Source organism: Halorubrum sp. CBA1125, from assembly GCF_009742825.1.
Classification (GTDB): domain Archaea; phylum Halobacteriota; class Halobacteria; order Halobacteriales; family Haloferacaceae; genus Halorubrum.
The window spans coordinates 1-13,247 of sequence record NZ_WPCE01000072.1; the positions used below are offsets into that span (position 1 = coordinate 1).

A 13,247-nucleotide genomic window follows, 5' to 3' on the forward strand; every position below is an offset into this window, starting at 1 on the left:
CCGAGAGGAACCGCGCCGCGACGAACCCGTCGCCGCCGTTGTTGCCGCGGCCACACAGCAGCGCGACGCTCGCGCCCGGGTCCGCGATCGACTCCACCGCCCGGGCGACGGCGTTCCCGGACGACTCCATGAGCTGTTTGCGGGGCACGCCGAGCGCCGCCGCGTTGGCGTCGACGGCCGCCATCCGATCGGTCGTGATCATACCTCCCGATTCGCGCGGAGGCCGATTAAGGCTCGGGGATCGGCCGACTCGGAGACGGGAGATCGCGTCCCGTCGACGCCGACCACCGGGCGGGCCCGGAAATGAAAATGTTGATGCGGTTCCCTCCGAAACCCGGAGGACAGATAGCCGTGGTACTGGCAGTACGCGACGTCCCCGACCGATTCGCACGCGACGATGTCCCCGGACGCGATAGCTGCGGGAGCCCCGCCGCCGCTGCTTCGGGCGCGGACGCCCCCCGGAGAGCCCTCGACGCGGGTCCCCGAGCGACGACGCATCGCCGCCAGCCACACGCATGAACATCGGATTCTTCACCGACAGCTACTTCCCCGGGGTCGACGGCGTCACGTACACGATCCAGTCGTGGCGCGACCGCTTAGAGGACCGCGGTCACGACGTGTACGTCGTCTACCCCGCGAGTAGCCACGAGCCCGACGCGAACGAGATCCCGGTGCCGTCGCTGCCGAACCCGTTTTATCATCAGTACCGCTTCCCCACCTACCGGCGCCTCTCGTCGCTGCCCGACCTCGACGTGGTCCACTGTCACGGCCCGGCGTCGACGGGGCTCATGGGCCGCCGGTACGCGACGAAGCGCGGCGTGAAGTCGGTGTACACCCACCACACGCCCGTCGAGGACTACTTCGTGCAGGGGCTCAAATCCGATCGGCTCGCCGGGCTCGCCGGGAAGCTGTACGTCGCCTACGAGAACCGGTTCCTGCGCTCGTTCGACTGCGTGACCGCGTCGACCTCGCGGATCAGACGCGACGTGGACCACTACCAGCTTCGTGGGGATCGAGATGGACCGGTTCCGTCCTCCCGAGGAGGCCCGCAACGACGGGGACGTCGAGGCCGGCGCGCTCGCCCCCGACGGTGCCGGACGGCGCGATCCGGCCGCCCTCGACGTCCCCGTCGTCGGCTACAGCGGACGCATGACCCACAACAAGAACGTCGACGAGACGCTGAGGCTGGCCGAGCGGATGCCAGCGGTCAGATTCGAGCTGGTCGGCGAGGGACCGGTGCGGGCGGACCTCGAAGCCCGCGCGCCCGACAACGTGCGCTTCCACGACTTCCTCCCGCGCGAGGAGCTGCCGGCGTTTTACGCCTCGCTCGACGTCTTCGTCACGGCCTCGACGTGCGACACGCTGGGGCTCTCGACGCTGGAGGCGAACGCCTGCGGCACGCCGGTCGCCGCCGCCGACGTGGCGCCGTTCGACGAGACGATCGGCCCGGAGAACGGCACGCGGTTCGCGCTCGGTGACCTCGACGACATGGAGCGCGCGGTGCGGGACTGTCTCGACGGCGACCGAGACACGCGGGCGGCGGTCGAGCAGTTCTCCGTCGAGCGGACCATCGACGAGCTGGAGGCGATCTACGGGGTGGCGTAGATGGGCGCCGACAACGTCGACGCGTTCAAGCGGCTGGTGTTCAGCGTGCCGCCGCTGTCGGTGCAGATCCCGGCTCTCGCCGTCCTCAGCGTCGTCTACAGCGTCCTCTCGTTCGCCGCGTTCGCGACGTTCACGCCGCTCGATCCGGTCCCGTGGCGCGTGCTTCCCGTCGCGGTCGCGGTCTTCCTCCTCCCGTTTCTCCTCGGCGCGGAGCTGTTCCACCGCGTCCTCCCGGACTATCCCCGCTCGTGGAGCGTCTTCCTCGCGCTCGTCGAGCAGTTCGTCCTGTTCGTCTACCTGCTCGTCCTCTCGGGGGCGGACACCGTCGGGAACGCCTGGAGCATCCTCTGGCTGCTGTTTATCACCATCTACCTGATCAACATCCTCGTGTTGGTCGTCTCGACGGGGATCGACCACTCCGAGCGGATCCTGCTCGTCGGGCTCACCCAGCCCGCGGCGCTGATCGTCGCCTTCTACGCGTTCGCCGGCGGCGAGCTCGGGATCGCGACCTATCGCCACGTGTTCGCGTTCGGGTCGCTGCTGATCGCGGCCGGGTTCCTGGTGCTCGTGTTGGGCGTGGTCGACTACCTGATCCGGAGCAACACCGACGTGTCGGCGTTCGAGCTGACCTCGGGGCTGCTCCGGAGCGACCGCGAGTCGCTCGACCTCGGCGTCGAGGCCGAGCCGCACGTCCAGACGCTCGCGGTCGACAACGGCGACCAGCTGACGCTCGCCGCGCCGTGGGTCCACCCCGGCCCGCTCGGCGGCTTCGGTGGCGGCGAGCTGAGCGCGACGGTCATCCAGGCGCTGAACGACGGCGGTACCGGGTTCTTCCTCCACGTCCCCTGCACGCACAAGGAGGACCTCTCGAACCCGACCGACGCCGAGAAGGTCATCGACGCCGTCGACGACCCCGACGGCGTCGAGCGCGCGTCTCGGCTCGTCCACCGCGACTACGGCGAGATCGAGTTCTACGGCCGTCGGATCGGCGACCGCGAGGTGATCTACCTCCGCGCCGAGGGCATCGACGACTACGACATCGGCGTGTTCATGCGCGACGTCGACCACGAGGAGGTGCTCCTCGTCGACCTGCACAACCACGACATCCAGCGCGGACCGGACAAGGAGGTCCAGTACGGGTCCGCGGAGGCCGACCGGCTGAAGCGGCGCTTCGACGCGTTCCGCGAGGTGCTCGCCGACGCCCCGCTGGCGGCGTACGCGGCCGGCTTCGACGTCCAGTGCGGCTCACAGCACGTGGCCGCGATCGTCGAGTCGGTCGACGGGCAGGACGTCCTGCTCGTGGGGACCGACACGAACGGCGTCACGCCGGACGTCAGAGACCTCGCCGACCGGCACCGCGAGGAGTTCGACGAGGTGCTGGTCTTCTCGACGGACACCCACGAGTCGATCCACGACCTCGCGAACATGCGCGCGTCGAACGTCGACGTCATCGAGCGGTCGATCGCGGACGCGAAAGCCGACCTCGAGCCCGCGACGGTCGGGCTGACGAGCCGGCGGACCCGACCGCTCAAGCTCCTGAAGAACGACTACAACGGGCTGGTCTTCAGCGTCAACATCCTCATCCGGCTGACGATCATCGCGCTGCTGGCGCTGTACGCGCTGTTGGTCCTCTGGCTCTTCTTCTGAGCGCGCGCGGGGACCGGTCCTGACGGCTCTCGCGGCGCGGTCAGGCGTCACCGCGCCGCGTTCACGCCGAACGCGGACACGGAGATCCCGCCGATCACCACCGGGAGCCAGTAGACCCCGCCGCGGAAGACGAGGACGGCGGCGGTGACGGTCGAGGCGGCGACGCCGGTCGTCGGGACGAGCAGCGCGACGAAGGCGGCCTCGATACCGCCCAGCCCGCCGGGCAGCGGGGTCGCGCCGGCGACGTACGCGAGCGGGACCACGAAGAGCGTGATCGCCGGCGAGACGTCGTGGCCGACCGCCGCGAACGCGGCCGTGAGCGCGGCCGCCTGGAACAGCCAGCCGGCGAGCGAGAGCCCGACGACCGCGACGAGGCGGCGCCGGCTGGTGCCGACGCGCTCGATGTCGTCGAAGAAGTGTCGGAGCCGATCGGTGAGGGAGGTCTCGACGGCGGCCGCGTCGAACCGGTCGAACCGGCCGACTGCGCCGCCCACCGCGCCTGGCAGGCGGGCGATCACCGCCTGGCGGTACCGCCAGACGAACGCGATCCCGGTGACGATCGCTGCGACGAGCCCCACGGCGACGGCGACGGCGACCTCGAGACGGTCGCCGATGGCGGTCGACGCCGCGTAGTAGCCGACGCCGAGGAACACCAGCGCGATCGACGGGACGACGTTGAGCACGTCGACGCTCGCGATGCCGACGAGGCCGGTCTCGTACCGCGACCCCGACACCTTCGAGATGAGCGCCGCCGCGACCGGCTCGCCGCCGGCCTGCCCGAACGGGGTGACGTTGTTGGCGAACACCGCCCCGGCGTACACCAGGAAGGACGTTGTGACCGACAGCGACACCGACAGCGACGCCAGCACGGTCCGCAGCATGAGGCTCCACGCGGCGAGCCAGCAGAGCGCCAGCCCGGCGGTCGCGGCGACGAAGGTCGGGTCGGCCGAGAGGACCGTCGAGACGACGCGTTCGACGCCAACGAGCACGAAGAGCGCGGCGAGAATCCCCAGCGCGGCGAGCCCGCCGATCAGGAGCGCCGGGCGACGTCGTCCGTCCATGACGGGACGTACGCGGTAGCGAACTTGAATCGACTGATCGGACGCAACGAGATCGGACCGATCGGACGCAATGAGAATACATACGTACGGGCGGGACGACGGATCCACCGATGAAAGACCAGCGGTTCCTCGAATCGGAGTGGGATCACTGCGTGGTGCTCGACGCGTGTCGGTACGACGTCTTCGCCGACGTGTACGACGAGTACCTCGACGGGACCCTCGAGAAGCGCCGGAGCAACGGGTCGTCGACGCCCGAGTGGGCCTACCGCACGTTCACCGGCGAGCACGACATCGCGTACTTCTCCGGGAACCCGTTCATCAACGACCTCGGGATCCCGCTGAACGAGCTCAAGTGGGGCGCCAGCTGCGACTACGAGTGGACCGCGGCCGAACACATCAGCGACGTCCACGACGTCTGGAAGAGCGGCTGGGACGACGACCTCGGCACCGTTCCGCCCGACGGGCTCGCGGAGGCGTACCGCGACAACCGGGACGCGGTCGAACGCGCCGACCGGACCGTCCTCCACTACATGCAGCCGCACGCCCCCTACCTCTCGCGCGGGAAGGGTCAGAAGCTCAAGCAGATCCAGAAGGGGATCAAACGACAGGAGGAGGAAGCGGAGGCGGAGGGATCGGACGACGGCGACGACGGGCTCCTCTCCTCGCTCAGCGACTCGATCCGCCCGAAGATCGAGAGCCGGCTGGACGACAGCGAGTTCGCCCAGAAGGCCGGCCTGTGGCTGGAGCTTGATCCCGCCGACCTCGTGAAAGACGGCACCCGGGTCACCGCGCTCAGGCTCTACGAAGAGAACCTGCGGATCGCGCTGGAGTCGGTGTCCGAGCTCGTCGACGAGCTGGACGGCACCGTGATCGTGACCGCCGACCACGGCGAGGCGTTCGGCGAGGAGGGCGTGTGGGAACACCACATCGAGACCCACATCCCGCCGCTGGTGGAGGTCCCGTGGCTCGAAGTGTCGTGAGGACGGTCCGCCGCGGCGCGGACTCGGCGCCGACCCCGCCGCGATGAGGGTCAGCCACTACTTCGAGTTCGGCGACCACGTCACCGGCGGGATCCGCGAGTCGGTCCAACACCAGCGCAAGATGCTCGACCGGGTCGGGATCGCGTACACGACCGAGCCCACCCTCGACGCCGACGTGCTCCACTGTAACCTGATGGGACCGCGGTCCGTCTGGTACGCGAAGCGGGCGTCGGACCGCGGCGTCCCCGTGGTCGCGCACACCCACGTCACCGCCGAGGACTTCGGCGACAGCTTCCGTTTTACCAACGCGCTCGCGAGACCGTTGCGACCGTACCTGGAGCGCGCCTACGGGCTCGCGGACGCGCTCGTCTGCCCCTCCGAGTACAACCGAGGGCTGATCGAGGGGTACGCCGACGCGCCGACGACCGTGATCTCGAACGGCGTCGACCGCGAGAAGCTCGCCGGGTTCGAGTCGCTGGAGGCCGAGTACCGCGAGCGGTACGACCTCGACCCGCCGACGGTGTTCCTCGTCGGCCACGTGATAAAGCGGAAGGGACTGGAGACGTTCGTCGAACTGGCCCGCGCGCTCCCCGAGCTCGACTTCGCGTGGTTCGGCCCGCTCGACCTGTCGCTGAAGGGCAGAGAGACCACCCGGCTGATCGAGGAGTCGCCCGACAACTGCACGTTCACCGGCTACGTCGACGACATCCGGGGGGCGTACGCCGCGGGCGACGTCTTCTGTTTCCCGACTCACGAGGAGAACGAGGGGATCGCCCTCCTGGAGGCGATGACGACCGGGAAGGCGGTGGTCGTCCGCGACATCGAGACGTTCTCGTGGCTGGCAGACGGCGAGGACTGCCTGAAGGTGGACCCGGCGGCGGCCGACGCGGCGTCCGACGTCGACGCGTTCGCCGACGCGATCCGGTCGCTAACCGACGCCGACCGCCGGCGGCGGCTCGGCGAGAACGCCGCCGCGCGCAGCGAGGCGTTCTCGCTCGACGCGATCGCGGAGCGGTACCGGTCGCTGTACGCCGACCTGGTCTGACCGCGGCCGCGCGCGTTCGCCGCTTCGAATCTCGAAACCGACGCGTCGGGGGTGGCCACGGACGTGCCCACCGTCGTCGTCGACCGAGCCGAGGGATTCAAGATACTGCCGGTCCCCTTCTCCGACGATGCGTCAGGACCACCTCATCACCGCGACGCAGCTCTCGCGGGATGACATCGAGGCGGTGCTCGACCGGGCCCGGGCGGTCGCCGACGACCCCGCCGCCTACGCGGGCCGGCACGCCGGGAGCGTCCTCGCGCTCTGCTTTTTCGAGCCGAGCACGCGTACCCGGATGAGCTTCGACAGCGCGGCCAAACGCCTCGGAATGGAGACGATCGACATGGGCGACGTCGACTCCTCGTCGGTGTCGAAAGGCGAGTCGCTGTCGGACACCGTCCGCGTCGTCGAGGGGTACGCGGACGCCCTCGTCCTCAGACACCCCAGCGAGGGGGCGGCGACGCTGGCGGCCGAGCGGGTCGACGTCCCCGTCGTCAACGCGGGCGACGGCGCGGGTCAACACCCTTCCCAGACGCTGCTCGACCTCCACACGATCCGGGAAGACCACGGACTCGACGACCTCACCGTCGGTATCATGGGCGACCTGAAGTACGGCCGCACGGTCCACTCGCTCGCGGCCGCGCTCACCAACTTCGACGTCAACCAGCACTTCATCAGCCCGGAGTCGCTGCGGCTCCCGCGTTCGGTCCGGTTCGACCTCCACGAGACCGGCGCGCAGGTGCGCGAACACACGGACTTGGAGGCCGTCCTCGGCGACCTCGACGTGCTGTACGTCACCCGGATCCAGAAGGAGCGCTTCCCCGACGAGAACGAGTACCACCGCGTCGCCGGCGAGTACCAGATCGACGCCGACACGCTCGCGGCGGCCTCGGACGACCTCACCGTGATGCACCCGCTCCCGCGGGTCGACGAGATCGCGCCCGACGTCGACGAGACCGACCACGCCCGGTACTTCGAGCAGGCGCACAACGGGATCCCGGTGCGGATGGCGCTGCTCGACACGCTGCTCGAGAACGCGGAGGCCGCCGAGGGGCTGGAGGTGGACCGATGAGCGAACACGAGCTGCGCGTCTCGAAGATCCGCGACGGCACCGTCATCGACCACGTCGAGAGCGGGCAGGCGCTGAACGTGCTCGCGATCCTCGGGATCGACGGCTCGGAGGGGCTCGCGGTCTCCGTCGGGATGAACGTCCCCTCCGACCGGCTCGGCCGCAAGGACATCGTGAAAGTCGAGGGGCGGGAGCTGTCGCAGTCGGAGGTCGACGTGCTCTCGCTCATCGCGCCGGAGGCGACGATCAACATCGTCCGCGAGTTCGAGGTGGTCGAGAAGAACCGCGTCACCCGACCGGACGGCGTGAGCGGCGTGCTCTCGTGTCCGAACCGCAACTGCATCACGAACGACGACGAGCCGGTCGAGACCCGGTTCGACGTCGTCGCCGACGGCGTGCGCTGTGACTACTGCTCGACGATCCTGCGGGACGACATCGCCGACCACATCGACGTGTAGCCCTCGCCCGAGTGGTGTCGCCTCCGGTAAGCTTTAGCGGCCCTGGCACGAACCGGTTGGTATGAGCACGAAAGCCAAGCTCGTCCTCGCACTGTCGTTGGTTGCGCTCGCGTACTTCCTCCTCGCCGGCGACAAGGAGCCGGTGGAAGTCGAGTAACCGACCGCCGCTTGCGGATAGGTCTCCCGACCGCCGCCCGCGGACGGATTCCCGCCGCTTTTACCGGCCAGTCCCGTAGCGGCGGCCATGTACGGGGTCGTCACGCGCAACGCCGACGAAGTCGAGATGGCTCCCTTCGACCTCGGCTTCTACGAGGTGAAAGACGTCACGGGCCGGGCCGCCGCGCCGCTGCCGAACGCCGTGAACATGGTGTCGTGTTTCGGCGACAACGCCGCGGCGAGCGAGAACCCCGACCTCGTCCCCGTCGACGCGGACGGCGAGCGGGCGACCCGCGACCGCGACTACTTCGACTGGACGTACATCTGCCCGACGCACCCCGAGTACCGGGAGGGACTGCTGGAGATACTCGACGACTGCGCCGCCGAGAGCGACGACGTCCGGCTCGACGACGTGGGGTTCCCGCGCGAGGGATTCTGTCGCTGCGACCGCTGCGAGCGGCTGTTCGCGGAGAGCGACCGCGCCGACCGGCGCGAGTGGCGCGCGGACGTGATCGCCGAGTTCGTCGCCGACGCTGCCGCGCGGGTGCCCGGGCGCGTGCTGCTCACGCTGTATCCCGATCCCTACCCGGGACACCTCTACGAGCGCGCCGGGCTCGACCTCGACCGGATCGCCGAACACGTCGACGAGTTCGTCGTCCCCCTCTACGACACCGAGTACGCGACGACGTACTGGCTCGAAGCGATCGCGCGCGGCTTCCGGTCGCGGCTCGGCGGCGACTACGATCTCCACGGCGCCCCGCCGGAGACGCCGTTCTCGCTCGAGCTGTACGCGGTCGACGTCGGCGTCGACGACCTGATCCGCGCGACCGAGGTCGCCGAGACGTACGCGAAAGACGTGTTCTTCGGCTACGACGCGAACAACGCGGCCGCCGCGCTCCGTCGCAAGGACGCCGACTCGCGCGACGGCGAGGTCCACCGGCCGGAGTAGGCCTCCGCGGTCCGTCGGCGTTCGCAGAACGGCCCGCCACCGACGCTCGCGCGAACGAGGGTTTATATGCGAACGCAGCGGATTCTCACTTGACCGGCCGCCGGTGTGTGACACCGCTGGTCGTCTCGCGTTCGCGTGAGGCGGTCACCTTTCAACGTCCGCACCGTAGCGGCGGTCGCTCTACAGCCTCCAGCCGTCGGCTCGCCGAGCGGACGCCGACGACTCACCGGTCCACTTCGCCCATGATCGTGTCGAGGCTGCCGAGCGCGGCGATCAGGTCCGGGATCGACTCGCCGTTGGCCATCTCCGGGAGCGCCTGGAGGTTCGAGAAGGACGGTCCCCGGATCTTGAAGCGGGCGGGCTCGTCGGTGCCGTCGGCGCGGATGTAGATGCCGAGTTCCCCCTTGGCGGCCTCGACCGCGCGGTAGATCTCGGTGTCGTCGTCCGGCCGGAGCGTGCGGGGGACGTTCGCCTGGATGGTGCGCTCGTCTTCGGGCCAGTCTTCGAGCAGGTCGACGCACCCCTCGATGATCTTCGCCGACTCCTCGACCTCGCGCATCCGGACGAGCAGGCGGGAGTAGTTGTCACACCCCTCCTCGGTTATGACCTCCCAATCCAGTTCGTCGTAGTAGCCGTACGGGTCGTCGCGGCGCAGGTCGTAGTCGACGCCGGAACCGCGGAGCACGGGGCCGGTGCAGCCGTACTCCTTCGCCACGTCGGGCGGGAGGACGCCCGTGTCGACCGTCCGAAGCTGGAGGATCTCGTTGCGGGTGAGGAGGTCGTGGTACTCCTCCAGCCGCCGCGGGAGTCCGTCGAGGAACTCCCGTACCTTCGAGAGGAACGCCTCGCGCGGCTCGGGGAGGTCCCAGACGACGCCGCCGAGCCGGAAGTAATTGAACATCAGCCGCTGGCCCGTCAGGTCCTCTAAGATGTCCTGTACCCGCTCGCGCTCCTGGATGGCGTACATGAACGTCGCCGTGAAGTCGCCGATCACGTCGAGCGCGTACGCCCCCATCGCCAGCATGTGCGAGAGGATCCGGCTCAGCTCCGCGGCCATCGTCCGGATCACCTGCGCGTACTCGGGCACCTCGATATCCGCGAGGTCCTCGGCCGCCCGCGCGTACGCCCACTCGTTGAGGAGTCCGCCCCCGCCCCAGTCCCAGCGGTCGGGGTACGGCATGATCTGGTGGCGGTAGGTGCCCGACTGGGCCATCTGCTCTTCACACCGGTGGATGTAGCCGATGTCGGGCTCGACGTCGACCACCTGCTCGCCGTCCAGCGTGACCTCGAGGTGGAGCACGCCGTGGGTCGCCGGGTGGTGCGGTCCGACGTTGAGGAGCATGGTGTCGCTGTCGGTCGCCGTCGACGATCCCGGCTCGACGGGCTCGTTCTCGGCGAGCGTGGCGATCTGCGGCCGGTCTTTGTCGTAGTCCATCGAGAGGGGATGACCCTGCCACGTCTCGGGCAGCAGGATCCGCCGCAGGTCCGGGTGCCCCTCGTACTCGATGCCGACCAGGTCGTACGCCTCCCGCTCGTGCCAGCCGGCCGTCCGGAAGACCGGCTCGGCCGTCTCGGAGACGGGGTCGTCCCTGTCCGCGGGGACCACGACGCTCACCTCCCGTGTCGGGTCGTCGAACGATCGGAGGTGGTAGATCGTCTCGTAGCGGTTCTCGTACTCCTGGGCCGTGACGCACGCCAGGTGGTCGTATCCCCCCTCCGATCTGAGCGTCGAGAGCGCCGCTTGGACCGCGTCCGGCCGGATACGAGCGGCGGGGGCGTTCAGGTGCGTCTCGCGTCCGACGATCAGCTCCGAAATGGGAGCGAACGGGTCCGTCTCGGGGGCGGCTTCGTCGCGTTCGATCAGCCCGTCGGTCGACATACGCGGACGAACGCGGGCCGACCCCCCGAGGCTTCTGCCGGCTCACGACGGGTATTTATAACGCCCGCGCCGTCACTGGCCGACGTGAAGTACCTCCGGGCCGAACTCCGGCACCCGCCGGACCTCATGCACCCGATACACCGGCTCATCGACGAGTCCGAGGCGATAGAGCGCGATGTGCTCGTGCAGGGGACGACCCTCGGCGACCCGGACGACACGTTCCTGTTCTACGTGGAAGGCGACATCGACGTGTACGCCGACGCGCTCCGGTCGGTGGACCGGATCCGCGAGTTCGAGGTCACGCGGATCGACGAGACGGGTCACTACGTCTTCCTCACGCAGCGGCGCGACGCGGTCGACGACGCGATGTTCGACCCGCTCCAGCGGACCGGCGTCGTGGTCGTCCCGCCGATCGAGTTCCGGCCGGACGGCGTGGCGCGCCTCACGGTCGTCGGCGAGGGCGAACCGCTCCGGGACGCGCTCGCGGGGCTCCCCGATCGGATCGAGACCACGGTCCTCCGGATCGGCGAGTACGACTGGCGACAGCACCTCTTCGACCCGGACCTGACCGATCGACAGTTCGACGCGCTCGCGGCCGCCGTCGAGATCGGGTACTACGAGGCCCCGCGGGAGGCCACCGTCGAGGAGGTCGCAGCGCGGATCGACGCCTCGCCGAGCACCGCCTCGGAACACCTCCGAAAGGCGGAGTCGGCGGTGATGGCCGCGTTCGTGGACCTCCGGGAAGTATCGGGAAGTCAGTAAGTCGTCCGGTCGTCCGGACTCGTGGCGTCGAGATCCTCGATCGGATCTGCGTTGCCGAAGTCGGGCGTCGGACCCTCCCCTGGGTTCGCCCACGCGACCGCGTTGCGGAGCACCCGCCGCACGTCGTCGTCGTAGTATATGGGGTACGTCTCGTGGCCCGGTCGGAAGTAGAACACCCGCCCGCTCCCCCGGCGGTAAGTACAGCCCGAGCGACACACCTCGCCGCCCTCGAACCAGGAGGTGAACACGAGCGCGTCGGGCTGGGGCACGTCGAAGCGCTCGCCGTACATCTCAGTCTCCGTCAGTTCGACGTACTCGTCGATTCCGTCGGCGATCGGGTGGCCCGGTTCGACGACCCACAGCCGCTCGCGCTCGCCCGCCTCGCGCCACCTGAGCGAACAGCTGGTGCCCATCAGGCGCTTGAACACCTTCGAGTAGTGCGCGGAGTGGAGCGCGATCAGCCCCATCCCGTCGAGAACGCGCTCGTGGACGCGGTCGACGACGGCGTCGCGCACCTCGTCGTGGGCGGCGTGGCCCCACCAGAGGAGGACGTCGGTGTCCGCGAGGACGGCGTCCGTGAGCCCGTGCTCGGGCCCCTCGTCGAGGGTGGCGGTGCGGACGTCGTGGCCGGCCGCGGCGAGCGGATCGGCGATCGCCGCGTGGATCCCGTCGGGGTACACCGCGGCGACGTCCTCGCGCTCCCGCTCGTGTCGGTACTCGTTCCAGACCGTGACGCGTGCCATGGGCGGTGTGGATCCTACAGCGCCTTGGCGCCTCGGGTCGCCCCGGCGGATCGGCGACGCATCGCGAGGCGTCGGGGATCGTCGTACCCGAACCGACGAAACTGCCAAGGCACCCGGCCGACAGTACCGCGTATGCGACTGGAGGACTACTGGGGGATCGGCCCGAAGACGAGCGAGCGCCTCGCCGAGTCGCTCGGGACCGAACGGGCGGTCGAGGCGATCGAGTCCGCGGACGTGCGGGCGCTCGTCGACGCGGGGCTCCACCGCGGGCGAGCGACCAGCATCCTCCGCCGGGCGAACGGCGAGGCCGGTATGGCGGTCCTCGCGACGAGCGACACCCGCGCGGTGTACGACGACCTCCTCGCGCGGGCGGCCGGCCACGCGCTCACCGCGCACGCCGCCGACCGGATACGGGTGCTGACGCCGCTCGCGGACCGCGAGTCGGTCGAAACGCGGCTCGACCGCGTGGTCGCCGCCCGCGACGCGTGGACGGCGCTGGACGGGGCCGTCCGCGACCGGGTCGTCGAGGCGTTCGACGCCTACGACGAGGCGGACGGGTCGGACAGGGCGGCCGTCGAGACGGCGGTCGCGCTCCAGGAGGCCGGACTCACGGACGGCCCGTTCGCCGCGATCGGCGCCCTCGACGGGGCGGCGCTGCGCGACGCGGCGACGGCTCTCGCGGACGTGCGGGGCGCGATCGACCCGGGCGGCGACGGCGACATCGAGGTCGCCAGCGGGGCGGACGCGGAGCTCGACCGCCGCCGCGAACAGCCTCGCGGCCGCGCGCGAGCTGTCGAACTCGGCGTTCGACGTGCTCGACGCGGTCCGGGACGGGTCGCTGCGCGCTTCGAGGCGCTGGAGGCGGCGCCTCGACCGACGTCGCCGCGAGAGACCGG

At 69.9% G+C, this 13,247-nt stretch carries 11 protein-coding genes and 2 pseudogenes; 9 read left to right on the plus strand and 4 right to left on the minus strand.

Annotated features, from left to right (window positions below):
- Positions 1-202 (minus strand): NAD(P)H-hydrate epimerase (locus tag GJ633_RS08265; RefSeq protein WP_303646437.1); only part of this gene is annotated, 202 nt, incomplete at its 3' end.
- Between the two features lie 313 nt (positions 203-515).
- Between GJ633_RS08265 and GJ633_RS08270 the strand changes: the two are divergent.
- Positions 516-1,605 (plus strand): annotated as a pseudogene (locus GJ633_RS08270) (glycosyltransferase).
- On the plus strand, positions 1,606-3,252 hold the full coding sequence (locus GJ633_RS08275) for a DUF2070 family protein (RefSeq protein ID WP_156588435.1): 1,647 nt from the start codon (positions 1,606-1,608) through the stop codon (positions 3,250-3,252). It abuts the pseudogene before it with no gap.
- Between the two features lie 47 nt (positions 3,253-3,299).
- On the opposite strand, the gene GJ633_RS08280 is transcribed toward GJ633_RS08275, so the two are convergent.
- Positions 3,300-4,313, minus strand: coding sequence for a lysylphosphatidylglycerol synthase transmembrane domain-containing protein (locus GJ633_RS08280; RefSeq protein WP_156588436.1), 1,014 nt, complete (start codon positions 4,311-4,313; stop codon positions 3,300-3,302).
- Between the two features lie 110 nt (positions 4,314-4,423).
- Here GJ633_RS08280 and GJ633_RS08285 point away from each other — a divergent pair, with 110 nt between their 5' ends.
- The 5 genes from GJ633_RS08285 to GJ633_RS08305 all read left to right on the plus strand — a co-directional run bounded on the left by GJ633_RS08285 (position 4,424) and on the right by GJ633_RS08305 (position 8,967).
- Positions 4,424-5,293, plus strand: a complete 870-nt coding sequence (locus GJ633_RS08285; protein WP_156588437.1) for a hypothetical protein — start codon at positions 4,424-4,426, stop codon at positions 5,291-5,293.
- Between the two features lie 43 nt (positions 5,294-5,336).
- Positions 5,337-6,338, plus strand: coding sequence for a glycosyltransferase family 4 protein (locus GJ633_RS08290; RefSeq protein ID WP_156588438.1), 1,002 nt, complete (start codon positions 5,337-5,339; stop codon positions 6,336-6,338).
- Positions 6,339-6,465: 127 nt separating this feature from the next.
- Positions 6,466-7,407, plus strand: a complete 942-nt coding sequence (pyrB, locus tag GJ633_RS08295) for an aspartate carbamoyltransferase (protein WP_156588439.1) — start codon at positions 6,466-6,468, stop codon at positions 7,405-7,407.
- Positions 7,404-7,862 carry an aspartate carbamoyltransferase regulatory subunit gene (pyrI, locus tag GJ633_RS08300; protein WP_156588440.1) on the plus strand — a complete coding sequence of 153 codons (459 nt, stop codon included), beginning with the start codon at positions 7,404-7,406 and terminating at the stop codon, positions 7,860-7,862. The genes pyrB and pyrI overlap by 4 nt, the downstream gene beginning before the upstream one ends.
- Before the next feature lie 244 nt (positions 7,863-8,106).
- The gene (locus tag GJ633_RS08305; RefSeq protein WP_156588441.1) at positions 8,107-8,967 is read left to right on the plus strand and encodes a hypothetical protein; all 861 of its coding nucleotides are present in this window, start codon (positions 8,107-8,109) and stop codon (positions 8,965-8,967) included.
- 223 nt (positions 8,968-9,190) lie between these two features.
- On the opposite strand, the gene GJ633_RS08310 is transcribed toward GJ633_RS08305, so the two are convergent.
- Positions 9,191-10,846 carry an NADH-quinone oxidoreductase subunit D gene (locus GJ633_RS08310; protein WP_156588442.1) on the minus strand — a complete coding sequence of 552 codons (1,656 nt, stop codon included), beginning with the start codon at positions 10,844-10,846 and terminating at the stop codon, positions 9,191-9,193.
- Positions 10,847-10,930: 84 nt separating this feature from the next.
- Here GJ633_RS08310 and GJ633_RS08315 point away from each other — a divergent pair, with 84 nt between their 5' ends.
- Positions 10,931-11,608: a helix-turn-helix domain-containing protein gene (locus tag GJ633_RS08315; RefSeq protein WP_321168980.1), complete on the plus strand. Its 678-nt coding sequence runs from the start codon at positions 10,931-10,933 to the stop codon at positions 11,606-11,608.
- Here GJ633_RS08315 and GJ633_RS08320 read toward each other — a convergent pair.
- A complete protein-coding gene (locus tag GJ633_RS08320; RefSeq protein ID WP_156588443.1) occupies positions 11,602-12,351 on the minus strand; it encodes a ThuA domain-containing protein in 750 nt (249 codons plus the stop codon). The two genes, GJ633_RS08315 and GJ633_RS08320, sit on opposite strands and share 7 nt — an antisense overlap.
- Positions 12,352-12,483: 132 nt before the next feature.
- Between GJ633_RS08320 and GJ633_RS08325 the strand changes: the two are divergent.
- Positions 12,484-13,247 (plus strand): annotated as a pseudogene (locus GJ633_RS08325) (DNA mismatch repair protein); the annotation flags it as partial.